This window comes from Olivibacter sp. 47 (assembly GCF_030372825.1).
Lineage (GTDB): Bacteria > Bacteroidota > Bacteroidia > Sphingobacteriales > Sphingobacteriaceae > Olivibacter > Olivibacter oleidegradans.
Genome location: NZ_JAUCNR010000001.1, coordinates 1,483,345 through 1,506,166 on the forward strand (window position 1 = coordinate 1,483,345; position 22,822 = coordinate 1,506,166).

23 protein-coding genes, 2 tRNA genes and 1 pseudogene are annotated in these 22,822 nt (G+C 40.3%); 13 read left to right on the forward strand and 13 right to left on the reverse strand.

Features of this window, described 5'->3' with window-relative positions; all coding sequences use genetic code 11:
• Positions 1–3 precede the first annotated feature (3 nt).
• Both rsmH and mraZ read right to left on the reverse strand, forming a co-directional pair.
• On the reverse strand, positions 4–915 hold the full coding sequence (gene rsmH, locus QT327_RS06605; protein WP_013663391.1) for a 16S rRNA (cytosine(1402)-N(4))-methyltransferase RsmH: 912 nt from the start codon (positions 913–915) through the stop codon (positions 4–6).
• Positions 908–1,372, reverse strand: a complete 465-nt coding sequence (mraZ, locus tag QT327_RS06610) for a division/cell wall cluster transcriptional repressor MraZ (RefSeq protein WP_013663392.1) — start codon at positions 1,370–1,372, stop codon at positions 908–910. The genes rsmH and mraZ overlap by 8 nt, the downstream gene beginning before the upstream one ends.
• 498 nt (positions 1,373–1,870) lie before the next feature.
• On the opposite strand from mraZ, the gene QT327_RS06615 reads away from it, so the two are divergent.
• Positions 1,871–2,101, forward strand: a complete 231-nt coding sequence (locus QT327_RS06615; RefSeq protein WP_041386995.1) for a BON domain-containing protein — start codon at positions 1,871–1,873, stop codon at positions 2,099–2,101.
• Positions 2,102–2,169: 68 nt separating this feature from the next.
• Here QT327_RS06615 and QT327_RS06620 read toward each other — a convergent pair whose 3' ends face one another.
• The gene (locus QT327_RS06620) at positions 2,170–3,360 is read right to left on the reverse strand and encodes a phosphoglycerate kinase (protein WP_130858326.1); all 1,191 of its coding nucleotides are present in this window, start codon (positions 3,358–3,360) and stop codon (positions 2,170–2,172) included.
• Between the two features lie 263 nt (positions 3,361–3,623).
• Positions 3,624–4,628: a type I glyceraldehyde-3-phosphate dehydrogenase gene (gene gap / locus QT327_RS06625; protein WP_130858325.1), complete on the reverse strand. Its 1,005-nt coding sequence runs from the start codon at positions 4,626–4,628 to the stop codon at positions 3,624–3,626.
• 114 nt (positions 4,629–4,742) lie between these two features.
• Here gap and QT327_RS06630 point away from each other — a divergent pair, with 114 nt between their 5' ends.
• Positions 4,743–4,928 carry a hypothetical protein gene (locus QT327_RS06630; protein WP_013663396.1) on the forward strand — a complete coding sequence of 62 codons (186 nt, stop codon included), beginning with the start codon at positions 4,743–4,745 and terminating at the stop codon, positions 4,926–4,928.
• On the opposite strand, the gene QT327_RS06635 is transcribed toward QT327_RS06630, so the two are convergent.
• Complete coding sequence (locus QT327_RS06635; protein ID WP_130858324.1) at positions 4,925–5,752, reverse strand: alpha/beta fold hydrolase; 828 nt, start codon at positions 5,750–5,752, stop codon at positions 4,925–4,927. The genes QT327_RS06630 and QT327_RS06635 overlap by 4 nt on opposite strands.
• Positions 5,753–5,985: 233 nt before the next feature.
• On the opposite strand from QT327_RS06635, the gene QT327_RS06640 reads away from it, so the two are divergent.
• Positions 5,986–6,059: transfer RNA gene (locus QT327_RS06640), tRNA-Arg, on the forward strand.
• Positions 6,060–6,299: 240 nt separating this feature from the next.
• On the opposite strand, the gene QT327_RS06645 is transcribed toward QT327_RS06640, so the two are convergent.
• On the reverse strand, positions 6,300–7,694 hold the full coding sequence (locus tag QT327_RS06645) for a hypothetical protein (protein ID WP_149106256.1): 1,395 nt from the start codon (positions 7,692–7,694) through the stop codon (positions 6,300–6,302).
• 265 nt (positions 7,695–7,959) lie between these two features.
• On the opposite strand from QT327_RS06645, the gene QT327_RS06650 reads away from it, so the two are divergent.
• From QT327_RS06650 to obgE, 4 genes are all read left to right on the forward strand, one after another.
• On the forward strand, positions 7,960–8,340 hold the full coding sequence (locus QT327_RS06650) for a helix-turn-helix domain-containing protein (RefSeq protein ID WP_130858322.1): 381 nt from the start codon (positions 7,960–7,962) through the stop codon (positions 8,338–8,340).
• An 82-nt stretch (positions 8,341–8,422) separates the two neighbouring features.
• Positions 8,423–9,178, forward strand: a complete 756-nt coding sequence (locus QT327_RS06655) for an SDR family oxidoreductase (protein ID WP_013663401.1) — start codon at positions 8,423–8,425, stop codon at positions 9,176–9,178.
• 433 nt (positions 9,179–9,611) lie between these two features.
• Entirely contained in the window at positions 9,612–10,184 is a 573-nt protein-coding gene (locus QT327_RS06660) for an adenylate kinase (RefSeq protein ID WP_130858321.1), read from the forward strand.
• Between the two features lie 23 nt (positions 10,185–10,207).
• Positions 10,208–11,206: a GTPase ObgE gene (gene obgE, locus QT327_RS06665; RefSeq protein ID WP_013663403.1), complete on the forward strand. Its 999-nt coding sequence runs from the start codon at positions 10,208–10,210 to the stop codon at positions 11,204–11,206.
• 56 nt (positions 11,207–11,262) lie between these two features.
• On the opposite strand, the gene QT327_RS06670 is transcribed toward obgE, so the two are convergent.
• Together QT327_RS06670 and QT327_RS06675 are read right to left on the reverse strand one after the other, a co-directional pair.
• On the reverse strand, positions 11,263–11,949 hold the full coding sequence (locus tag QT327_RS06670) for a hypothetical protein (RefSeq protein WP_130858320.1): 687 nt from the start codon (positions 11,947–11,949) through the stop codon (positions 11,263–11,265).
• Between the two features lie 24 nt (positions 11,950–11,973).
• Positions 11,974–12,936: a hypothetical protein gene (locus QT327_RS06675; RefSeq protein ID WP_130858319.1), complete on the reverse strand. Its 963-nt coding sequence runs from the start codon at positions 12,934–12,936 to the stop codon at positions 11,974–11,976.
• Positions 12,937–13,113: 177 nt separating this feature from the next.
• Between QT327_RS06675 and QT327_RS06680 the strand changes: the two genes are divergently transcribed.
• A complete protein-coding gene (locus tag QT327_RS06680) occupies positions 13,114–13,464 on the forward strand; it encodes a VOC family protein (protein WP_013663406.1) in 351 nt (116 codons plus the stop codon).
• 50 nt (positions 13,465–13,514) lie between these two features.
• Here the strand turns inward: QT327_RS06680 and QT327_RS06685 are convergent, their stop codons facing one another.
• Both QT327_RS06685 and QT327_RS06690 read right to left on the reverse strand, forming a co-directional pair.
• Positions 13,515–14,708: a pepsin/retropepsin-like aspartic protease family protein gene (locus QT327_RS06685; RefSeq protein WP_013663407.1), complete on the reverse strand. Its 1,194-nt coding sequence runs from the start codon at positions 14,706–14,708 to the stop codon at positions 13,515–13,517.
• Between the two features lie 223 nt (positions 14,709–14,931).
• Positions 14,932–15,501: a porin family protein gene (locus QT327_RS06690; RefSeq protein ID WP_165447083.1), complete on the reverse strand. Its 570-nt coding sequence runs from the start codon at positions 15,499–15,501 to the stop codon at positions 14,932–14,934.
• Between the two features lie 105 nt (positions 15,502–15,606).
• On the opposite strand from QT327_RS06690, the gene QT327_RS28510 reads away from it, so the two are divergent.
• The 3 genes and pseudogenes from QT327_RS28510 to QT327_RS06700 all read left to right on the forward strand — a co-directional run bounded on the left by QT327_RS28510 (position 15,607) and on the right by QT327_RS06700 (position 16,977).
• On the forward strand, positions 15,607–15,822 hold the full coding sequence (locus tag QT327_RS28510; RefSeq protein WP_502910526.1) for a Na+/H+ antiporter NhaA: 216 nt from the start codon (positions 15,607–15,609) through the stop codon (positions 15,820–15,822).
• Positions 15,822–16,789, forward strand: a pseudogene (gene nhaA / locus QT327_RS06695) (Na+/H+ antiporter NhaA). Before QT327_RS28510 ends, nhaA begins: the two are co-directional and overlap by 1 nt.
• A 116-nt stretch (positions 16,790–16,905) precedes the next feature.
• Positions 16,906–16,977 (forward strand) — tRNA-Glu (locus QT327_RS06700).
• Positions 16,978–17,283: 306 nt separating this feature from the next.
• Here QT327_RS06700 and QT327_RS06705 read toward each other — a convergent pair.
• Both QT327_RS06705 and QT327_RS06710 read right to left on the reverse strand, forming a co-directional pair.
• Positions 17,284–18,399 carry a DUF4091 domain-containing protein gene (locus QT327_RS06705; RefSeq protein WP_289552387.1) on the reverse strand — a complete coding sequence of 372 codons (1,116 nt, stop codon included), beginning with the start codon at positions 18,397–18,399 and terminating at the stop codon, positions 17,284–17,286.
• Entirely contained in the window at positions 18,384–19,088 is a 705-nt protein-coding gene (locus tag QT327_RS06710) for a glycoside hydrolase domain-containing protein (RefSeq protein WP_289552388.1), read from the reverse strand. The genes QT327_RS06705 and QT327_RS06710 overlap by 16 nt, the downstream gene beginning before the upstream one ends.
• Before the next feature lie 171 nt (positions 19,089–19,259).
• Here QT327_RS06710 and QT327_RS06715 point away from each other — a divergent pair, with 171 nt between their 5' ends.
• Together QT327_RS06715 and QT327_RS06720 are read left to right on the forward strand one after the other, a co-directional pair.
• On the forward strand, positions 19,260–19,520 hold the full coding sequence (locus QT327_RS06715) for a hypothetical protein (RefSeq protein ID WP_130858022.1): 261 nt from the start codon (positions 19,260–19,262) through the stop codon (positions 19,518–19,520).
• 1,081 nt (positions 19,521–20,601) lie between these two features.
• Positions 20,602–21,099 carry a hypothetical protein gene (locus QT327_RS06720; protein ID WP_289552390.1) on the forward strand — a complete coding sequence of 166 codons (498 nt, stop codon included), beginning with the start codon at positions 20,602–20,604 and terminating at the stop codon, positions 21,097–21,099.
• Here the strand turns inward: QT327_RS06720 and QT327_RS06725 are convergent.
• Positions 21,096–22,607: a glycosyltransferase family 39 protein gene (locus QT327_RS06725; RefSeq protein WP_289552392.1), complete on the reverse strand. Its 1,512-nt coding sequence runs from the start codon at positions 22,605–22,607 to the stop codon at positions 21,096–21,098. The genes QT327_RS06720 and QT327_RS06725 overlap by 4 nt on opposite strands.
• Between the last annotated feature and the right edge of the window lie 215 nt (positions 22,608–22,822).

The following is a 22,822-nucleotide window of genomic DNA, read 5'->3' on the forward strand; positions in this document are numbered from 1 at the left end:
CCTTTAACCATTTAACTTCTCCGCCACCCGTAATTTAGCACTTCTTGCTCGGTTGTTTTGTCTTATTTCATCCTCCGAAGCAATAATGGCTTTTCGACTCACCAGCATAAAAGGCTTTATTTCATTCCCATAAAAATCCTTTTCAACCTCCCCTTTAAATTTGCCTTTTGCCATAAAGTTCTTAACTAATCGATCTTCAAGTGAATGATACGACATCACGACTAACCTTCCTCCCGGCTTTAAAACCGCTTGCGCCTGTACCAAAAACTCTTGCAGGGCCTCCAATTCTTTATTTACTTCTATACGTAGGGCCTGAAAAAGTTGTGCATAGTACTTATTCTCCTTTCCCCTCGGAACCAATTTCGATACGATGGACTTCAAGTCAGACACCGTATTAATAGGCCTCGACAAACGACTTGTCACGATTACCTTGGCCAGGCTTTTTGCATTTTGAACTTCTCCGTACATCCCAAAAATGCGATGCAAATCCTCTTCGGAATACGAATTCAAAATACCTTTTGCATCTAATTCACCTACTCGATCCATTCGCATATCCAAGTCTGCATCAAAACGAATGGAAAACCCTCTTTCCGCTTCATCAAATTGATGCGAAGACACACCCAAATCTGCTAAAATCCCATCAACTTGTTTAAGTCCCTGTAAACGCAAATTATTCTTTAAATACCTAAAATTTTGATGAATCAGCGTAAACCGTTCATCCGGCAGGGCATTATTTAAAGCGTCCGGATCTTGGTCGAAAGCAATGAGTCTCCCTTCCTCACCTAAATGTTGGATAATAGCACTCGAATGCCCCCCGCCTCCAAATGTGACGTCTACATAAACGCCATTGGGCTTTATGGCAAGTGCCTCGATGCATTCTTGCAACATGACCGGTAAATGATAACCATTATCCATCCAGTCTTTTATTTAAATTCCCCATCACCTCCTCCGCCAAAGCAGCAAAATCATCTCCTTCATCATCCCATTGCGCGTCATAAGCATCTTTGGCCCACATTTCAATCTTGTTAAACTGACTCGCCAAGACCACCTCCCCGTCAATTCCCGCGTATTCTAACAAAGGCTTGGGTACTAATACCCGGTTAGCAGCATCCAAAGTAAGTTCAGTGGCTCCGCGCATAAATTTTCTCACAAATTCCCGAGTCTTACGCTCGAAGGTATTTAGCCTACTCAACTCCTCCATAATACGATCCCACTCCTTTCTTGGATAAATCACTAGATGAGCTTCCAACCCCCGGTTAATAACAAGCCCTTCCCGCTCCACCTCAGGCATTTGCTTCTTGAGGCCGGCAGGTAATACCATTCTTCCTTTGGTATCTAGCTTGCATTCAAATTCTCCGAGAAAATGAGCCATCTATACAGTTTATCCAAATAATCAAATGTAAAATTAGATAAATCTTCCACTTTCTCCCACTTTCTCCCACAAAAAAGTTTTCCACAGGTACTTCCTCCCACTCACCGCCATTTTTTCGCAATTTCCAACCATAAATTGACGATTGGAAAAAACCAGTCTCTTAAGCGCTTCAAGTCCTTTTTTACCTTCGACCATCAGCCCCTTCAAAACGAAAAAAGAAAAAATATCAGCTGAAAAAAACCGAATGAAATACTGAAAAATATTGTAACATTGATGGAATATCCCTAAATGCATAACAGATTAAACAACTGAGGAGCAACAGTTTAAAACATTATACAACCAAAATTGTATTAGAGAAAACCGCATCCATAAAACAAATAGCGGCCAATTATAATTTAGAATCAAATTTTAGCAGTCATGAACTCCAAACGGTTATTCGTACTACCTGTTATAGTAATGGGAGTATGTTTCTGGCTAATATCATGTAGCTCAAAATCATTGAAGGATCAGCGTGCCCAGCAGGAAATTGAATACGTATTAGAACCAGGAGCACAAGTTGTTGTGTCAGAAGGCATCGCAACATTTACCGGCACTTTTCCGGATGAAGAAAGCATGAGAGAAGCGGAACAGACGGCAAGAAGTATTAAAAGTGTCAAATCGGTAGTCAACAAGGCCACCGTCGCACACAAAGTGCAAACAGCGGTAGATTCAAATGAACCAACGCAATAATTTCTGTAAAAATAAACAGCAAAGGAGGGCAGTGTCCCTCCTTTGCTGTCTTATATCTTTAGGTAAAACTAATCGTTCACTGCTTTTACTCCTGGCAGCTCTTTACCTTCCATATACTCAAGCAGGGCACCTCCACCGGTACTTACGTAACTTACATCATCTGTCATATTAAACTTTGTAACAGCCGCAGCAGAGTCGCCACCACCTATTAAAGAAAAAGCCCCCTCCTTCGTCGCTTCCACCACCGCTTCCGCAACTGCTTTGGTTCCTTTTGCAAAAGTGTCCATCTCAAACACACCCATTGGTCCGTTCCACAAAATAGTTTTAGACGATTTAATAACTTCTGAAAACTTCTTCGCTGATTCGGACCCAATATCTAAGCCCATCTTATCGGCTGGTATTTGGTTGTTCGGACCATCATAGACAGCAGCATCATTTGCAAATTTGTCGGCAATCTGCGAGTCTGTAGGCAAAATCAACTGGACTCCTTTTGCTTTCGCCTTTTCCACTAAGCTATTTGCTAAGTCAAGTTTATCCAACTCAACAAGCGATTGTCCAATTTCTCCTCCTTTTGCTTTCACAAAAGTATAGGCCATTCCGCCACCGATAATCAGATTATCCACTTTAGAAAGTAATGCATCAATCAGTTCTAATTTATCAGAAACCTTTGCACCACCCATAATAGCTGTAAATGGTCTTTCTGGATTATTCAATACCTTTTCCGCGTTTTTTAATTCTGCGGCCATCAAATAACCGAAATATTTAGCCTGAGGGAAAAACTTCGCAATCACTGCTGTTGATGCATGAGCCCGGTGGGCAGTACCGAATGCATCATTTACATAAACATCACCCAATGCCGCTAATTTTTCGGCAAAAGTCTCATCACCTTTTTCCTCTTCTTTATAGAAGCGCAAATTCTCTAGCAACAATACCTCGCCATTTTTTAGATTCTTTGCTTTATCAATCGCCTCTTGACCAATGCAGTCATTTGCAAAAGCGACCTGAACACCCAGCTCTTTAGAGAGATGGTTTACAATATGTTTTAAGGAAAATTTGTCGGTAGGCCCATCTTTTGGTCGTCCAAGGTGCGACATCAAAATCACAGCTCCACCGTCCTTTAAAATCTTTTCGATTGTTGGTTTTGCTCCTTTTATACGATTATCGTCTGTGATATTAAAATTTTCATCCAATGGCACATTAAAATCCACCCGCACTAAAGCCTTCTTCCCGGAAAAGTTAAAATCTTCAATTGTCTTCATTTGAATAGTTATTAATAATATGTTGTTCGCGTTGCTAAGTCAGTAAAAAAGAACCTGCTGCTCAGTATGCCATTACGGGTTACTTCCGTCTCGCAAAAGCTCGAAAGCCCCCTGTTCATTAACCTTGCAGCTTGCACTGTTGCAGCAAACATATAGAAAAATGCTTGCTTCTGCAATAAAGCAATACCGCGGAAAGCGTGAATTAACATAGACTTAAACACATCACGCTCCGAAGTCCTATTCCCTAAACATCAAATCGATAACTAAAAAGCCTGATTAGCTTTTAACTTAAGCAATAGATCTACTAAGCGATTAGAATACCCAAATTCATTATCATACCAGCCCACAACCTTTACCAGTCCCCCTACAACTGACGTTAGTTGGGCATCGAAAATACAGGAAAAAGGTGAGTTGACAATATCGATCGAAACGATGGGATCTTCCGTATACTGTAAAATTCCTTTCAGATCGTTTTCAGCTGCTTTAGCAAACGCATTGTTAATTTCCGATACCGACGGCTTTCTCTCCAATATGCAGGTAAAATCAGTTAGCGAACCATTCAATACAGGTACACGGATGCCTGCACCACCTAATTTTCCATCCAAATGAGGAAAAACATTCGTTACTGCCTTCGCAGCCCCTGTTGTGGTCGGTATAATGGATGAAGAAGCAGCTCGCGCTCGTCTCAAATCTTTATGTGGCGCGTCGTGCAGATTCTGATCACCGGTCATGGAATGGACGGTCGTTATATAACCATCTATAACCTTCCAATGTGCATCCAATACTTTAATGAGTGGAGCTACATTATTTGTGGTACAGGAAGCATTAGACAAAATGGGACTACTCCAATCGACCGTTTCATCATTTACTCCTAATACGATTGTTGGCACTTCCTTATCAGGAGAGGGAGCCGAAATCAAAACCTTTTTCGCGCCCGCCTTCAAATGTTCCGCTGCCAGGTTCTTAGCCGTAAACTTTCCGGTACTTTCTACCACCACATCAATGTCGAGCGTATCCCAAGGTAAATCCTGTGGAGAACGGACGTTAACAATCCGAATGGATTTTCCATTTACAACCAAATCATCACCACTGATAGCGACTTGCCCTTCGAACGGACCATGTACCGAATCATATCTAAATAAATGTGCAAGCGTCGCTACATCAGCCAAGTCATTAATGGCAACTATTTCAATCGCATCATTTCTTCGTATTATATTTCGTAAAGTGTTTCGGCCGATACGACCAAAACCATTAATAGCTACCCTCATTCGTTTGATATATTAGGAATAGGCAAATTTACTTTACCTAACTGTGCAGTTAAAACAAAAAATGTGTTTTTGTGTTAAATCAACGTAAACATTCTACAAACAAATCGTTACACCATGAACAGGCAAAGCAAAAACAAGTTTGAACCCCACGACTCCGAGCAATCTACACCGGAGGATAATAAAGTCGTTAAAAAAAAGAAAGACACGCAATACAAAAAAGAGCCGGCCAATTTAAAAAGCCCTGCCAAAAAGAAAGAATTCAGCGAACAACCTCCCACAAAGCACAATACCCACAACTAAACAAGTTTGGCAAGATATTGCTCCAAGATCTGATTAAAAATTTCAGGGGCTTCTAAATTAGGCAGATGCCCACAGTGCTCAATCTCCACTAATTCTGCATATTTAATATGCTCTTTCAATACTTGGGCTTGCTCTCGGGTCATCAACTTATCTTCACTTCCCCTAATGATCAAACAAGGAAAAGGGATGGTATGCAGACTTTCTGTTGTATCCGTTCTTGAAGCCAAAGCCAAAAGAGTTGCACATATACTACGGATATCATTCCTTCTGATGCTACTACGAATCAAGTCGACCTCTTCCGTCCTTGTCTGCAAGCTCGTCTCCGAAAAAACATTCCTTACAAAACCTATAGCAAAAGTTCGTCTACCATATTTTAGTACCGACTGTATGGTATCGAAGCGTTTAATTTTAGCCTCATTTGAATCCGCTTGCGAGTTCGTATCGGCCAGCACCATTCCATGGAAGACTGAAGGAGCTAATTGATAAGCCCGTAAAGCGATATAACCTCCCATAGAAATTCCACACAACACCACTTTATCCAATCCCAATCTCTCTACAAACGCGATTAAATCCTGTGCAAAAACATCCACACTGAAGTAACCATGTCCACTTGTACTCCTCCCATGGCCACGCACATCCATAGCAATACCTCGAATGTCTTCCGGTAGTGCTTCTAACTGATATATCCACATATTTTTATTAAAGGGAAAGCCATGGATAAAAATGACGGTCTTCGTTGGACGGGCAGACTCTTTCAGCAAATAAGAGACGCTGATATCCCCCACTCGTATTTTTTTTCGTTGTACGGAAAACTGATAATTCATGTTCTTTATAAACTTCAAAGCTAAAAATAAGTTTTACCAATGCATGCATTTTACCACATATCTTGTACCAAGATGTACAAATATTCACTGAAATACATCCCATCAAAAAATCACTTCTTTTTTACCCACATAATCAATTATTTAACAAAGAGCACAAAATTTTTAAGCTATTTTTATTTAAATATTTTTGGAATTTTAACAATCGTTCATATCTTTGCATTCCAATTCGGAACGCACTTGTAGCTTAATTGGATAGAGCACCTGACTACGGATCAGGAGGTTAGGGGTTCGACTCCCTTCAAGTGCACATCAGAAAGCGAGATATATAATGAATATATTTCGCTTTTTTATTTTGCAAAAATCTTTATTCTTTTCTAGCCCAAATGTAACCTTGCGTACTTGGTATTTCACTTTTCATTCGGCTCCTTTCTATAGCATCCATTATAGAAACCCTGTTCCTTCGAATAATTTTATACTCTCAACTTTTTTTGCTCTTAATTTTCTACCACTTTAATTTGTCCGTTCTATTGCGTTCGTTTTTATATTTCTACGGTATCTTCCAGTCATTACTCATCAAAACCGGATTAAACTCAATCGAAGTAGTGGTTGCGGTAACTTTTGTCTTTCCATCGGAAGATTCCGTAGTACCGGGGTATGTGATGCCGTTTGTCTCCCTAAAATCTTTATAAATGGACATATTGGGATCAGCATGAATGGTATAGGCGTTTCCTTTCAAGGAATAATCACTGCCAATCAAATAAACAATTTTATGCTGATTTTTGTAGAAAGTAATGATATAATCGTCTCCGGATGGAGAGACAACTCCGCTTAAGAAATAGCTATTTAAATTTTTATGTAAACCCAGCACCCCTTGGTACAAGCTTAACATTAGCTCCTCTTTTTCGTCTTGCGACAGGGCTTTTTTTACTCCCTCTACCCACTGCCAGCCTTCATTTCCGTTCAGCTGTTTTACCAGCAGCAACTTACCGTTTCGTCGCAGCTCGGCGCGTATTTTATTGTTGACAATATCGGTTACAAGGGTAGCTTGTATATTACCTGTTATGGTGGCAATTTCTCTGACAGTTGTTATCTTATCTATACTTTCGCCACCATACTGCCTCCGGAGACCAATTAATAGATCGGCTGGTGTAGGAAGCCGGGTTGTCACAGATAGGTCGGCGGGGCCGCTATCCTCTGTTGTTCGTTGTGTAGTTATAGTCGCTTCCCCCTCTTCCTGTCGGAAATAGAATTCTCCATCCAGCAAAACCAGGTCTTCTTCGTTCGGTGGACTATAAAAGAAGCTATGTTTGGAAACTGTTCCATTGCCGAATGTAAACGTTATTTCTCCATCGCCAAGCTGATACGTTCCACTGCTTATACCCCTTTTTTCAAATTGGCCACCCACGGTACCCCCTGTTGCATCTCCTGCTACTCCTACCATGCCGGAACGGTCCATCGAAAAATTTCCCTTTCCATCAAAATACAGATAATTTGAAGAAAAAGCACCTACAGCCGGCGTACCTGTTCCCATACCCCCACTGGTAGAAGCATTCCTTTTTTCATATACGCCCGCGGGAAGAACCGCCACTTTCTTCACCTTATGTAAAGTATGCTTCACACCAGCGGTGCTTTCGAGATTACCATTGGTTGCCAACGTATACTTTTCGCTTTCATCCCCGTTTTGGAATGTCAGCTGTACGATATTATTTGTATTTGTATAATAACCGCTAACTTTCGTTTTCCAGTCAGTTTGGCTTAATGCGTTATTAAAGGTACCATCGTTTCTGAAATAGATCACGATATTATTGATCTGCATGCCTTGAAAGGGTGTGGTATATAGCTCTGCACCAATATATACACCGTTAATCCTTAACGACTGTGCATGCACAACAAATATCATTACAATGAACAGACAAAGGGATAGGAAGCGTTTTTTTGTCATAAAAATACATGTTAAACAATCTTTTCGGACAACTTATTTGTAAAAATTATTCCAATTAAATATCCGTATTGTTCGATTAAAAATCAATAAGGAGCTCAGTAAACTATTCCTTAAACTTGCGAACTGAATTTCCGGTATTTGGCGAAATGCCCAAACAAGCCGCAAATTTCAGGACTATACGCTATTCGTCTTTATAGAATTATTTTTAACTTGCGATTAACGCTAAATAATTCAACTGTTTAATAAAACCGTTAATCAGTCTACGATGAAAAACGAGAAACAGCTTACAAGGAGTGAAGAGATCACGGAACAATACTTTCGCTTATTAGATAAGCATCTACTGGATATCGTTGAGGCGCGAGCCACAGAAATGATGTCCCTTAAGCAAATCGCTGAAAAGCTTTTTGTATCGCACAATCATTTAACTGATACAATACAAAAGACGAGGGGCCACCATCCTTGTCATTTCTACGATCTAAAAATAATTGATTGGGCAAAAAGGCTTTTGTCTGATTCTGAACATCCTGTCAGGGAAATTGCGCTTCTCTTAACTTATGATCCTTCTAATTTTTCAAAATTCTTCAAGAAAATGACCGGTCAAACTCCCGGTCAATTCCGGGAATCCCGGACACCGAAGGTCTCTTAAATAAAAATCCGAAAAGTTCACCATAATAATAGTGAACCGAATCCGATTTTTGTCTAATTCATAAACTTAAAATTTAAATGCTATGGCACGAAATGATTTGAATGGAAAAGTAGTTCTTATTGCCGGTGGAGGTAAAAACCTTGGAGGTTTGCTGAGTAGAAATCTGGCAGCAAAAGGTGCAAAAGTCGCAATTCATTACAACAGTGAGCAGACCCGGCCAGATGCCGAGCAAACACTTGCAGCTATAAAACAATCGGGTGGTGATGCGTTTCTTTTTCAGGCTGATCTCACCCAGATTGCCAATATCAAAAAGCTTTTTGAAGAAACAAAAAGCAAATATGGAGGAATCGATATTGCGATTAATACGGTAGGACGTGTATTGAAAAAACCATTCGTAGATACTACAGAAGAAGAATATGACAACATGTTTGACATCAATTCAAAAGTAGCCTATTTCTTCCTTCAGGAGGCTGGAAAACAGCTTAACGATAACGGAAAAATATGTACCATTGTAACCTCCTTACTTGCTGCCTATACCGGTTATTATTCAACTTATGCCGGTGCAAAAGCACCGGTAGAAGACTTTACGCGATCGGCTTCGAAGGAATTCGGTGAACGTGGCATATCCGTTACAGCAGTAGCGCCCGGACCAATGGATACCCCCTTCTTTTATGGGCAAGAAAGCGACGATGCGGTGGCTTATCATAAATCTGCCTCCGCTTTGGGTGGCCTAACAGACATCAAAGATATCGCGCCGTTAGTTGAATTTTTGGTAACAGATGGTTGGTGGATCACCGGACAAACCATTTTTGCAAACGGTGGCTACACCACACGCTAAAGCATATCTAAGAAAGATGATGTTTTATCCATCATCTTTCTTTTCCTGTATATAGTCAGCACATTAGGTTCTTTTGACTTAAAACATATCATCCACCTATAAAACAAACCTTCCTTCTTACAAAGTATTCGGATACTTATCGTTTAGCGCCTGTTTGCACATATGAATCTTTCATGATTGAATGCAAAAAAATAAAAAAATAAGCCTTACCTTTGCGACCGCTCTTTTTTACTAAAGAGTCATTTATACGAATGTAACAAGGGCCGAATTCTTAAGTGGGCAAGGCTTTTGTTATCATTAACAACGTACAAAACTTCAAAGAAGTAAAGTTCCGAAGAAAGCTAGCGGCAAAGATGTAGATTGTGGAAACCGTTGGTTGTACAAGTTTAACCGTGTCTCGATGTAAAAACACATTGAGCAAAAAATTCATAACATGCTAAATTTAGTTTTATTTGGCCCTCCAGGCGCCGGAAAAGGTACACAATCCCAAAAACTTATTGAAAAGTATCAATTAGTCCATCTATCTACAGGAGACCTCCTTAGAAGTGAAATTGCGCAGGGAACTGCTTTAGGACTAGAAGCTAAAAAACTGATGGATGATGGTAAGCTGGTTCCTGATGAAGTTGTAATCGGTATGATCAGTAACAAGCTTGATAGTAATCAAGAGGCAAAGGGTTTTATTTTCGATGGTTTTCCACGTACCGTAGCGCAAGCTGAAGCTCTTGACAAACTCTTAGCATCAAAAGGAGCGCAAATATCCGGCATGATAGCACTTCAGGTTGATGAAGACGAGCTGGAAAAAAGACTATTACTACGTGGAAAAGATTCCGGTCGTGCCGACGATGCTAATCCCGAAATCATCCGCAAACGTATCGTAGAATATAATTCAAAAACAGCACCGGTTGCCGGTTATTACCAGCAACAAGGAAAACTACAGAATATTGATGGAATAGGATCCATTGATGAGATTTTTAAGGCAATATGCGCTGTTGTAGACCGCTATTAATTCCAGTAATTCAATAACAAAAAATGGCTCAAGGTTCAAACTTTGTCGATTATGTTAAAATTTGTTGTCGTTCCGGTCATGGAGGGGCTGGCTCTGCCCACCTCCATCGCGACAAACATACAGCAAAGGGTGGACCTGACGGGGGCGACGGGGGCAGAGGAGGCCATATTATACTGCGGGGCAATAGTCAATTATGGACGCTTTTGCACCTTAAATACAGAAAGCACATTATCGCTGAGCCCGGCGGGCCGGGCTCCAGCGCATTGCAACATGGCAAGAACGGAAAAGATGAAATCTTGGAAGTTCCGTTGGGCACTATCGCCAGGAATGCCGAAACAGGGGAAGTCCTATTTGATATTACCGAAGACGGTGAAACCAAGGTTCTCACACCCGGGGGGCGCGGCGGATTAGGCAACTGGCATTTCAAAACACCAACGCAACAAACACCACGCTTTGCTCAACCTGGTGAGCCTGGCATAGAAGAATGGATTGTTTTGGAGCTCAAAGTATTGGCTGATGTAGGCTTGGTCGGTTTTCCGAACGCAGGTAAATCCACGCTACTTTCCGTAGTTTCTGCAGCTAAGCCCGAAATAGCCGATTACCCCTTTACAACATTAGTTCCCAATTTGGGTATCGTATCTTATCGCGATAACAAATCTTTTGTGATGGCCGACATTCCTGGCATCATTGAAGGCGCCTCTGAGGGAAAGGGACTGGGTTATCGATTCTTAAGACATATCGAGCGTAATTCCGTATTGCTTTTTATGGTTCCTGCTGACACTCACCGCTCAATTGCAGAAGAGTTTAATATTCTCTTACACGAACTCACGGCTTACAATCCGGAGCTCTTGGATAAACCCCGTCTGTTAGCCATTACAAAATCCGATATGCTAGACGAGGAACTACAGCTGGAAATGGAGCAAGACCTTCCAGAGCAAATCCCTTACATCTTCATTTCCTCCGTCGCACAAAAAGGACTGCAGGAACTTAAAGATTTAATCTGGAAAGCGATAAACAGCTAAGCACTCTTTTTTGCAAAACAGAAAACCAATGTTAAGGCTAAATTCATATTGTCCAACTACTCACGCCTAAACATTTTCACCGAACCATCTAGGTTAAAGTCGATGGCAAAACGTTGCCTTGAACCGTTTATACTTCGAGGATACCAAATAAATTCACCATCCCAAACAATACCGTACACATGGTTGACCGGTTTTGCTCCCTCTATCGTTCCCGCCTTTTCGTTATAGTTATTCATAATAGTTGACACCGTTCTGAATTTAATTCTATCCAGATCAAACAGCTTACTTTGTAGATTAGTTCTAATAGAAATTTGAACAGGCTTTGGCTCACTCCATACCCCATCATCATATTCGTAAGCATCAATATACTCCGGATTCTCGGGATGTTGAAGATTAAGCATCACCCTTCCATCATCGTAAAAGTGAATATCGTCATATAGTCTGATTTTCTTTCCATTATATTGCGGAAGTTTCCTTAAGGATTGCTCTGCCTTTCCAAGGGCAAGGGTATCACTTAAAAAATCTTTTACCGGAGGTGGTGTAACTTCTTTATATATTTTTCTTTGTTGAACAGTTTCTTGCTTACTAGTATCCGGCATGAGGTTACTTGCTGAAGCCGCAGTATCTTTCTCAGCTTTTGAAGAGTCATCAAAAGTATCTCGAATGCTTTTGGTTATACTGTTACAAGCAACCATAATATTTAGGGAACCTATCAATAAGATAGTAAGTTTGTAAGTTTTCATGAAAATTTAAATACCCTATTGAAATTAATCATTCAGATCCTTGCTAAAAGCTATTGTTTGGGGATCTTCTTCTAAATAAAAAATGTCTACCGTCTGTTGCTGAGTTATACTCACCTCCAGCAGACTTACGATTTTCTTAAGACTTACCCTATGCGTCCGACCCCTCTCGTCCTTAAAATCCAACTCAAACCGCACCTGTGGCTGTTCATTAATGTAAGTACCGGTTTGTTTTGCGCTTAAAATCCTCGCAGTAGCTTGCTTTCCATAGAAGATCAATCGTAATACATCCTTGGGTAAGCCACTAAGTTGTCCCAGTAAAGCATCCAAGCCGAGGAAGCTGAGCAATAAAATTAAAGGACATAATAATAAGGGATGCCAGAAGATAAGGAATCGCCACCCGGTGCCTCTGCTTTCCAATTGATAGGAGAAAATATAATAGGCGATAACAAGCCCTAAAGCCAATAACCATCCTATGATAGAAAGAAACATTTGACTTTTCCTTAATTCTACTTGCACCCCATCCGGTATGAAGACGGGGCTGCTTTTTAAGGTTTTATCAATCCGTAGTTTTATACGTTTACCTGCTTCGTATCGATTCTGTTGCGGCTTACTATCATTAATAGGTATTGTCTGTAAAACCTTCGTGCCTGAAAAATTCTCAAACCGCACCGATACCTCCAAGGTTTCAACGTCTTTTGCGACAGGTTTGAGCGTTTTCACGTCCACAATTTCCCCATCCTTTAACACGCCATCACGAAGCAGCGACTCAATATTTGATTTGGTCTGTAAAGTGAGTGCGATCCATCGCTGATAAAGCTTATATAAAACGATCGTCCACAATACCAGCGAAATTAACAGATAGGTTAAAGCCAACCAAGGATTTGTACCGTCTCCCCTTATTTCAGAATTGTAATTGATACTATAGTACAATATCATCGGAAAGGGAACCGCGAAGAAGAACATGTAAGCTTTCCAAAAGTAACTCATTATATTTCATTTTAAGGTCAACATGTTTGCAATACACATCCCAAAAAACACAACGATTTCAAAAGCAACGTTTACAATAATAAAGAAAGATTCTTAAATTAGGCTGATTGAACCCGGAAAACCCCTGTTTTCAGCTAGATAAATTTTCATCTAAGGGGACAAAGAAAAAGTAAGCTCATGAAGGTAAAACGTATTGTAGCAAATATAGAAACAGATAACATTGAATTGGCAGCAACCTTTTATGGTGACGTATTAGGCTTACAAAACGTGATGAACCATGGATGGATCGCAACTTATGCGTCCTCTGAAGAAAGCGGAACGCAGGTAAGTTTCGCCTCTCAGGGAGGAGACGGCCTGCCTGTACCGTATTTGTCTATCGAAGTGGACGACTTAGACCAAGCATTAACGGAAATAACAAAACATGGCTTTGAGATCATTTATGGACCTTCCCATGAACCTTGGGGAGTAAGGCGTTTTTTTGTAAAGGATCCTTTCGACAATATTATCAATATTCTATCTCATGAATAAGCCCCACTTCATCAAAGCTATCCGCATAGAAGTAAAATTAGGTTAAGTGACTAAAAAACTTGTTTTATACTTTTTATCTTGAACTTAAATATTAGCAGCTCTTCCTTTCGTCGTACCAGCAACATGACTTCCTTTTTTGGCCGCTGCAGCGCCTTTTTATATTGGGCAAAATTCACACTGAAATCACCATTTACAGCGAGCAACAAATCGCCAACTTTTAACCCGGCCAATTCTGCGGGTGACCCTTTCGCCACGCCTCCGATTTCTATGTTTCCATCAATTAATTGCAAGTCCAAGCCCGAATAGGCGTAATCAAACCGATCCCGAAAACTGTTATTAGGTATGAGGTGAATATCTCCCTTTTCATAGTTATAGATCATGTTAAAACGCCTGAAAATATCGTTCCCGATCAAGCCGCCCAAGTAGGGATAGGAAGTCACATCATACACATCATCAAAAATCAAGGTAGGGACATGTTTAAATTTGTACGGACCAAAACGGAGCTCCTTAATAACCGTTAAATCCATCTGTATCTTACCCCCCAAACCATGTCCTTCTTTCGGCCATAGCTTTCGATTCCATGCTAACAGTGTACTATCTTCAACGAACTCTTTCGAAAGCATAACACATACACCCGCACCGATATCGTGCAAAAAGCGCGCATTCACTTGGTGCTTATCTTTTAATAAGGCCCGCTGCACCACTAAACTTTTTATGTTAGGCCTTAAAAGAAAACCTCCCTTTGGATAACGAATGGTGCCTTGCGAGCAGATATGCATCAGGCTATCATCATAATTTATTTTCACTATATATCGGCTAAATAATGAGTAGCCAATGATCCCATCAACTTTAACCCCGTACACACTTGAAAGAAAAGAATAGTCGTTGATATGAAAATTTAAGCTATCAACCGTATATCCCGGGAACTTAAGATGCTGATTATATAGATAGCTAACCTGTTTAATGCCTGCAACGCCTCGGATGCGGGTGGCGCTTGGCGTCGGTTTCAATCCAAGAGAAACAACCGTGGAAGAATCCAGGGAAATACCCCCGCTCCCGGTATCTAAAATAAAATTTAATGTATCTGGAAAACCATTCAACAAGGCGGGCAAAACAACCACTCCACCCATTAAGGTTTTAAAATGCACCTCGCTTAATACTTGAGAAGGCGAAGGAACAATTTCTTCTTGCGCAGCACTACGCATATAGCCCACCAGTAATAAGGCAAAAAAGACGAGACGCATGTTCTGTTTATAAATGGTTATTAAAGTATAAAAATACTAAATAATTTTAAAAAGTAACAGGCCAATAATCGGGGAGATTAGAGGCCTGTCAACCAATTATAAACCTAAATTATGAAAGCACAAAGCTAATACTTTTTTCCATAAACACAAAATTTTCTAAGCTGTTATAACTTTTTTAAAAAACAACAAAAAGATAAGTGTCTACAAAACAATTTATTGTTACCTAAAAAATCTTAAATCCGACAGCTAATGAGTATATGCCTGTCTTTTGGCCAAGACGCTTGTCCAGATCGGTAAAACTTCTACTATAGCGCGCATCCAAGGTAATATTTCCTATGTCCACCCCCACATTAAAAACGCCGCCTATGTTGAATTTTTTAAAGTCGCCGGATTTAAACACATCCGGCTCATTCAGATTGTAACTAAAATCAGGCCCTAAAGAAACTCTTAACGCAAGTGCTTCTTGGTCCAGCAGCTTATATCCCAACATCAAAGGCACATTTAACTGGCTCAGCTTTGGATTATGCCTTTGGCCGTTGTATTGAAATTCATTGGAAAAATGTACAAAATTGAGCTCCGGTTGAAAAAAAACTGTTTGGCCTATGCGAGCGAATGCACCCGCCGTAAAACCTACCTTTCCTTTTTTGTCATTTAGTCCTTGTGCATCCGAATGAAGATTAGCGTAGTTGGCTCCTGCCTTTAAGCCAATGGTCCAATCCCCTACTTGCGCTTTTGTACTTGATGCACTTGTTACGATAATAGCGATAATCGCCAATAATTTAAACAGCTTCATAGTTCTCATATTATTTTAAAACTATGACACCTTTGCCCTTTCATACCCCTATAGTTTTACCATTTTTTCTGCCAAATACAGGCTTTTTTTGCTATTTTCGCCAGTATGGCTAAAATAATTAACTTCAAATCCTTTCAAGAGTTCTTAAAATCCGGTACTGCGGGTGGGGTAATTCTGATTCTTTGTGTTGTCATCTCCCTTATCATTGCCAACACAACCTTCAGTGGTGCTTTTAATAATTTTTTAGAAATGAAAGTAGGTTACCATTCTGAAACCCTTCATTTGGAATATCCTATTATCATTGGATTAATGACGGATTAATGGCCATTTTCTTTCTCTTAGTAGGCTTGGAAATTAAGCGGGAATTGGTAGAAGGTGAATTGGCATCGATCAAAAAGGCAACCTTACCTGTATTTGCTGCACTCGGTGGTGTAATCGCACCGGCATTGATCTATACCTTTTTCAATAAAAACTCGGAATTCGCAGGAGGTTGGGGCATTCCAATGGCAACTGACATAGCCTTCGCCTTGGCTATCATCACGCTCTTAGGCAATAAAGTACCTTCCTCATTGAAAATATTCTTGGCGGCATTGGCTATTGTAGACGACTTAATGGCCATACTTGTTATTGCTATATTTACTCAACCTCCCTGCAATATCAATACCTCCTATATGCCGGTCTATTGTTCGCCCTACTTTTGATTTTCAATAAGTTAGGAGTCAAAAAAATTATTTTTTACCTAATCCCGGGAATATTCATGTGGTATTTCATTCACCATTCAGGTATTCATGCAACGATTGCCGGTGTTCTTACAGCTTTTACCTTACCTACCACGCCGGACGCTACAGAGTCTCCTTTAGAAAAATTAGAGCATCTATTAGTAAAGCCGGTGAATTTCCTGATCATGCCGATATTCGCTTTGGCAAACACGAACATCAAATATGAAGATGGCATGCTAGAAGGTTTATTTACACCTTTAGGATTAGGAATAGCGCTTGGTTTGTTTCTTGGAAAGCCAGTCGGGATTACTGCTTTTTCCTGGTTAGCTGTTAAATTAAGAATTAGTAATCGACCACACGGTGCTTCTTGGAAACACATTTTAGGAGTCGGTATGCTGGGAGGAATTGGCTTTACCATGTCGATTTTTATTGCCATCTTATCTTTCGCGAATGCTACGCATGTATTAGCCGAAGCTAAATTTTCCATTTTAGCCGGTTCCGTATTATCCGGCATCGCGGGCAGCGTCCTACTACTGTTGACAAATAAGAAGGCTAAGAAAGCGCTGTAATTTTTATTTACTGATAGTCAAGCTCTAACAAAATATTTAAAATTTGTCTTTTGAAATATAAAATCCTTGTCTATCTTTGCAGACCGAAAAACGGACACGCATTCCGGAATAAAAAAGGCCCGTTCGTCTAGGGGTTAGGACGCAAGATTTTCATTCTTGAAACAGGGGTTCGATTCCCCTACGGGCTACCTCAGGGGAAAGATTCAAATTAAACGAATCTTTCCCTTTTTTTATTGCGTCTAATTCGTTGTTGATCAGTAAATAAGCAATAAGTCGAACAGGATGGTTAAAAGGGGGGCTGGAAAAAAATATCTTCCGGAAATAGGCTCGGACGGTTTGAGGGAAGAGCCTTGAGGTCCTTTCTTCGTTACAAGCACTCTTAAATTATAATATTTAAGGCGACAATGAAAATCCCCGACACTTCTGGGTATCGGGAATCTTCTTTAGTGAAGCTTTTCAGAAAGCCTCTTATTTGAACAAAAGTTGTTTTCCTCCTATTGTACCAATTGAACCGAAAGCTCATTAAGCAATCCTTTTGCATCGTTGAGATCTTGATTCCAAGTCTGGTTAGGTTTCGTAATCTTCAATTTCTGGATGGCCGTTTCCAACCGATCTAAGTTAGCTTGGTCTCCCTTATTTTCCAGTGCTCGTTTCACAACTTGAATCTTCGCATAGTCTTGAAGCCCCTCCAACAGTCGCTCGTAACGAATCGAGCTTCTAGCATTTGGGTAGACGATATAGGTATCGCCCGCCGGCCAGGTACGGAAACGGGAATCTAACAATGGATTTTCTACCCAAGAATTGAATGCCCATCGTAACATACCGTCAAAATTCGCTGCTTCTGCAAACCACGCCACGAGGACAGATTCCGCTGGGTCAGAAAATGTAAACTGATTGGGAAACGCATTACCGCAATAGATATAAAACGTCGTGTTCAATCCCCGTGATTGACGGTCTTTTAGATCTTCTTCCGAAAATGGGTGTCCCATTGCAATACTAACATCGTCGCTATTCGGATAACGTCGATAAGTTCTTTGGTTATCAGCATAAGAAACACCTAATTCCGGTGACACTTTTTGTAATAAAGTCAAAGCACCGTCCACTTCTTCCCTCGTACGTTCATCAATGGCTATATTTGTTTTTTCCAACCACCCCTTCCCCCGAAGGTGTTCTACGAAATCTTCTAAGAACGGCGTCCATAATTGCTCAAATATAGGTGTACCCGGTTTAGCCTCGACATTTACCAATTCACCACTTGTTTCATCATTATAATGGATTTCATTATTCCAAGGGATGATGGAATAACAATTTATCATCTTGTTAACACCAAGATCCAGCATAAACTGCACCCATTTATCAAATACGCTGTAATCATACTTCCAGGAACCATCCTTTTGCTTTGTCCATATAATCATATCTGCATAAGGGTCAAATGTCTGCACATTCCAAGGATCTTTGTTAAGGGTCGCAGTGATCACTTTCTGCCCGACGTCTGCTAACATCTGCATCTGTGGTTTCAGCGCTTTGAAATGTTCCTCCGACCACATTTCGAGCCCTTCTACACGTGCTACTGCCGATGGATGTTGCCATTGATCTAATGGTAAGTCCATTCCGATGGCTTAGGCAGGAGCTTATCTATAACATGTAAAGAGAGATTCAGTTCTTGCGTGGGTACTTCAGCAGCTTTCACTTGTACCTTTGCCGTATAGTAACCTGGTTTTGCGTCTTCCGGAATACGTAATGTTACCCAAACTGGCCGTACCTTCTTTGCTTCGAGATCGAAAGAGTTCAGATTATCTAACATATCGGGCGACAGAGACGAGGCGAAATCTTCCGGCTTACGATGACCACATCCCCCGGCGTACTCATCTGTCATCACATAACGAACAAAATGGGTAGACGCTATATCCGATGGCAAATCGCTGCCGCTTTCTGCACGAAAACCTGATACGTCCACTTGCGCACCGGCAATTTCAGCATTTGTCCATAGTAATATTTGAGCAGAGACACGCTCTCCTCTCCACCCTGTCACAGACGCTTGCTTTTCGACGGCGAAGTCAGGAGCTATGGACTTCGGAAAACGTTTATCAATCGTCACAAAAGAAGCGTGTAATCCATTTTCTACTTTAGACCAATCAGACAATGTATCTGCCGTCGGGTCGGGTAATTCCTTAAAGTTGACCAAATCCAAAGGAGTTCTCCGCTCCTGTTCTTGTTGGTTTTGGCCGCATGCAGAAGTCACTCCAATGAGGATAGCACCACATAGCATACCTTTTAATTTTTGTGTTTTTAAGTTCATAATATGTCATTATTCATTGATGCCAACATGACTCCACCCAATACCGTTGACGGAGTTCTAAGAGATAACCTGACATAAACTTCGTCAAAAAGTCCAGCAGATGCAAATGTTGCTGAAACACAATCGATTGCATAAAGTTACTCGCTTGTTTTTAAGGAGCTTTACAAGGTAATGAAAGAGAAGGGCGCATACCATATCATTCCACAGCGCTTACCTGCCGATAGGCTGGCGTCTCAGAATTATTCGGGCAAGATTGGATCGATTTCCGAAATTTTTACCGACATGCGTATTACCCCCTTCGGGAACCTGCATTCTCGAAAAACACTCAATAACTTACTGGGCACCGGTCGAACACAGGTCGAAGAGACCGGCTCGTTTACGAAAGAACACCTTCCAAATGAACACGTTTTTATTAGAACAGGACATTCCTAAATGTGATGTCTGGATAAAACCTTTTCGTCTCAGAAAAAGCTAGCCTCTCTCCTCTCCCTGTCCTCTCCCCTGCGAGCCAACTTGAGCGGCACTGAAGGTGCACTCGATTGGGAATTTCCCCATGGAGCTCGCAACGAGTACCCATTAAGTTCCGACCAATATTAATCGAACCACCGAAGCCATCTTCAAGAGAGGTATAAGCGCGGGGCTCGACGGCATGTGTCGATTTATTATCTATATTGGAGGCCTGCGTATTTAGGGCCTCTTTTTGATTTTTAAAATTTTCTTCTTTTGGGAAGAGTCTTTGGCCGACTGCCTACCTACTGGGCAAAGCCCTCCTTAAACGCCTATATCTAGTTTTGTATAAGAAAATGAGTGTAGAAAAGTATATTTGACTTTGACAGAAATCTCTGAAAAATGGACGATGCTTATTCATAATTGAGACATCATCCTAAATCAGTCCTTAACTTTATTTGTTGGGATAAAGGAACCGTAAAAACTCCGGGAACCATTCTTCAAATGCGCCTTTCAGAAGCTCATCGTTTTTCTTTCTAGGTTTTTTGCTATTTGGATAAATATTTTTTGACACAAGGCAAATACAAGAGTTTCAGAATTTTATAATCTTTACAACCCAGCGATTGGATCATTATAAGCTGCAACGCATGAAGAAAATCTATTCTGTGCGTTCTAATAAAAATAAAGAAATGTGATAGGCGCCCTTGATAAACCCTTTACCGATGTTGCTATTCTTATAAATGAAGCTCGCCATAATTGCATATACTAAATATCCCCTGTTGCCTCGTGCAGTAGATTTAAAACCCAAACAAAAACACCTATCAAAACCATCGCGGATAAAAGGACAAAGGAAAGGATAGCGAATCCGGTCCAAAAGCAAATTGATAAGAAAATCGTCATCTTTTTAAAAAATTTCATTGCTGCGCATCAGCTAATGATAAGACAACATTAGAGCAGAAGACCCCTACCGGAAATCGATTTAACCTATGCACCGCTATTTTGAACATAGTTGTCGCGTTTTTTGAAGGGAAATCGTTGTATAGGCCTAACCTCATTAAAGCCTGTTATGAAACGAGGAATCATATTAATCTCTTTTTTCCTTTCAATTTTCGCTTGCGATAAAGAAGATAGGGAGGACAAAGAATGCATGCTACTTATGTATGTGCCATTACCTTCCCTTGAAGAAGTTTACGGGTGTACCGATACTCGCTATGCATTTCATATCGATCTAAAGGAAACACATGAATTAATCCGAACGAAGCATACTTATGATGAAAAGGTAACAGGGAGCTGTCATCCAGCCATCGATTTCGAGAAATATGACCTGTTAATAGGAAGAAAAGGACTAAAATCAGGCAATCATTCAATAACGTATGAGTTAAAAAAAAAGCTGTACGGGAGAGGAACGATTAGTTGTCACCTTTCATCAGGATATAAGTGCCGTAGCGGCTACTGTCACTTATCATGTCTTATTGCCAAAGGCAGACAGCAATCGAACAATTGCAGTCGAAACAAAAATAGTATATTGATAGGCTGTCCATCAAGTAAACGACCCCATGATTAGTCCCTAATTTCATTTTCGTTAATTTCTCGCTTGATACGTTCGTTTATATCAATATGGGTATTCCTGAAAATGAAGACAGTCGTCCCATATTCACGCGCGTAGGGGTTGGTTACGGAATCAGCCACAAAGGTATCGGCAAAAAAGGGACTGGTTTCCTTTAACTCCTCCTTTACCTCTCTGTAATTTTTTACACGTATCAAATGAACATACTTTTTATCCAAATTTATCCAATGAAGATAATCGGCATTGAAGGAAACGGCAGTCACCTCCTTTGTCTTCTTGTAATAATTGATGGCACCTGCTTGTCCGTAATTATCGCAAAGCACCAGTGTATGCTCTCCTTTCGGAAGCCTTGAAAAAGCAAGATCAACCTTGTTTGCCAATTCCTTCCATCCCAGCATATCAGCAAAATCCTGCGGTAGAAGGTGATCTTTACCATCCTCCCACCTAAGCAAGCCTAAAGCACGATAGGTCGCCTGATGCGCCAAGATATAGGCCGGAGTCTTATTCGGGAATGCAGTATGGTACATCGGTATAAAAAACAAAAAAGGGAGCAAAACGCAGGCAAAGCGTAAATTATTAACCTTAGTGCTTCCTCTTTTTAATAACTCTCCCAGATAAGCGGATCCAAAAGCCAAATAGATAGGATATAAGCCAATAGCATAATATCCTTTAGCTTTTAAAGCAATAAACACCATTAAGGTGATACAAAAAGACCAAAAGAAGACCCGATACTTTTTAAAAGGAGCATAGAAGACCAATGCATAAAAGGCAGCAAAGAGAACAAACAAAGAACCTAAAAAATAAATGACCTGTTCCTTCAAAAAGCCTACTCTACTGACATTAATCAATTGTGTATCCGTTAATTCTTTTAAATGATGATATACGGGAAAGTGGTGCTTATATTGCCACCAAAGATTTGGCGCGATAAGCAGTAAGGTTAATAAAGTGGATATATAAAAGGATGGTTTAAGGAAAATACTTCGTTGCGGGGTCAAAAGCAACGCAGGAAAAAGTCCAACCAGCAGGAAAATTATATTGTATTTATTCAGAAAGCCTAAAGCGAAGATAAGTGCGCCCGCATAAAGCCATTTGCTATCCGCCGAATTGATATATTTCAAAAAGATGAAGTAAAAAGCCGTCCAGCAAAGCACATCCAATGAATTGGGTTGATAAAGAATATTCAAGCGTAAAAGAACAGAAAAAAGTATGGCCGTAGCAGCCAATATCAAAGAAAAAAGATTTCCCTTAAGCTCTTCGACTGCTTTCCAAACAAATATCAAGGTGAGGGCTCCAAACAGAGCCGGAAAAAATCGAATCCAAAATAGGGTGTTACCCAGAAAATAAATTATTTTTGATATGATAGAGGTGACCGGTGGAACAGATAAAAATCCCCATGCTAAGTGGTTTCCCTGATCGAGGTGCAAAAATTCGTCACGATGCAATTCGTACGTTGAATTTACCAAAGCATATTGCAATATAAACTTCAGTAAAACAAAGACAAGCAATATGCCATTTTTTTATTCATCGATTGAGTTTAAGCGGATTAGAATTTATTACTCAAACTTAATCAATTTCCGGCATTAGTAATATTTCTCCAGTTGACTTTAATGAAATCCTTAACAAAAAATTAAAACTAAATTAATTAGTAATACTGCGTATTTTATTAGTATTTTTGCTCTGAAGCGATACGCAAATTACCCTTTATTTGTCGTGTTTTAGC

Excerpts from the sequence above, each read along its gene's own strand:
- rsmH (WP_013663391.1), bottom strand. The coding sequence starts at position 915 with ATGGATAATGGTTATCATTTACCGGTCATGTTGCAAGAATGCATCGAG.
- mraZ (WP_013663392.1), bottom strand. The coding sequence starts at position 1,372 with ATGGCTCATTTTCTCGGAGAATTTGAATGCAAGCTAGATACCAAAGGA.
- QT327_RS06620 (WP_130858326.1), bottom strand. The coding sequence starts at position 3,360 with ATGAAGACAATTGAAGATTTTAACTTTTCCGGGAAGAAGGCTTTAGTG.
- gap (WP_130858325.1), bottom strand. The coding sequence starts at position 4,628 with ATGAGGGTAGCTATTAATGGTTTTGGTCGTATCGGCCGAAACACTTTA.
- QT327_RS06630 (WP_013663396.1), top strand. The coding sequence starts at position 4,743 with ATGAACAGGCAAAGCAAAAACAAGTTTGAACCCCACGACTCCGAGCAA.
- QT327_RS06635 (WP_130858324.1), bottom strand. The coding sequence starts at position 5,752 with ATGAATTATCAGTTTTCCGTACAACGAAAAAAAATACGAGTGGGGGAT.
- QT327_RS06645 (WP_149106256.1), bottom strand. The coding sequence starts at position 7,694 with ATGACAAAAAAACGCTTCCTATCCCTTTGTCTGTTCATTGTAATGATA.
- QT327_RS06650 (WP_130858322.1), top strand. The coding sequence starts at position 7,960 with ATGAAAAACGAGAAACAGCTTACAAGGAGTGAAGAGATCACGGAACAA.
- QT327_RS06655 (WP_013663401.1), top strand. The coding sequence starts at position 8,423 with ATGGCACGAAATGATTTGAATGGAAAAGTAGTTCTTATTGCCGGTGGA.
- QT327_RS06660 (WP_130858321.1), top strand. The coding sequence starts at position 9,612 with ATGCTAAATTTAGTTTTATTTGGCCCTCCAGGCGCCGGAAAAGGTACA.
- obgE (WP_013663403.1), top strand. The coding sequence starts at position 10,208 with ATGGCTCAAGGTTCAAACTTTGTCGATTATGTTAAAATTTGTTGTCGT.
- QT327_RS06670 (WP_130858320.1), bottom strand. The coding sequence starts at position 11,949 with ATGAAAACTTACAAACTTACTATCTTATTGATAGGTTCCCTAAATATT.
- QT327_RS06675 (WP_130858319.1), bottom strand. The coding sequence starts at position 12,936 with ATGAGTTACTTTTGGAAAGCTTACATGTTCTTCTTCGCGGTTCCCTTT.
- QT327_RS06680 (WP_013663406.1), top strand. The coding sequence starts at position 13,114 with ATGAAGGTAAAACGTATTGTAGCAAATATAGAAACAGATAACATTGAA.
- QT327_RS06685 (WP_013663407.1), bottom strand. The coding sequence starts at position 14,708 with ATGCGTCTCGTCTTTTTTGCCTTATTACTGGTGGGCTATATGCGTAGT.
- QT327_RS06690 (WP_165447083.1), bottom strand. The coding sequence starts at position 15,501 with ATGAAGCTGTTTAAATTATTGGCGATTATCGCTATTATCGTAACAAGT.
- QT327_RS28510 (WP_502910526.1), top strand. The coding sequence starts at position 15,607 with ATGGCTAAAATAATTAACTTCAAATCCTTTCAAGAGTTCTTAAAATCC.
- QT327_RS06705 (WP_289552387.1), bottom strand. The coding sequence starts at position 18,399 with ATGGACTTACCATTAGATCAATGGCAACATCCATCGGCAGTAGCACGT.
- QT327_RS06710 (WP_289552388.1), bottom strand. The coding sequence starts at position 19,088 with ATGAACTTAAAAACACAAAAATTAAAAGGTATGCTATGTGGTGCTATC.
- QT327_RS06715 (WP_130858022.1), top strand. The coding sequence starts at position 19,260 with ATGAAAGAGAAGGGCGCATACCATATCATTCCACAGCGCTTACCTGCC.
- QT327_RS06720 (WP_289552390.1), top strand. The coding sequence starts at position 20,602 with ATGAAACGAGGAATCATATTAATCTCTTTTTTCCTTTCAATTTTCGCT.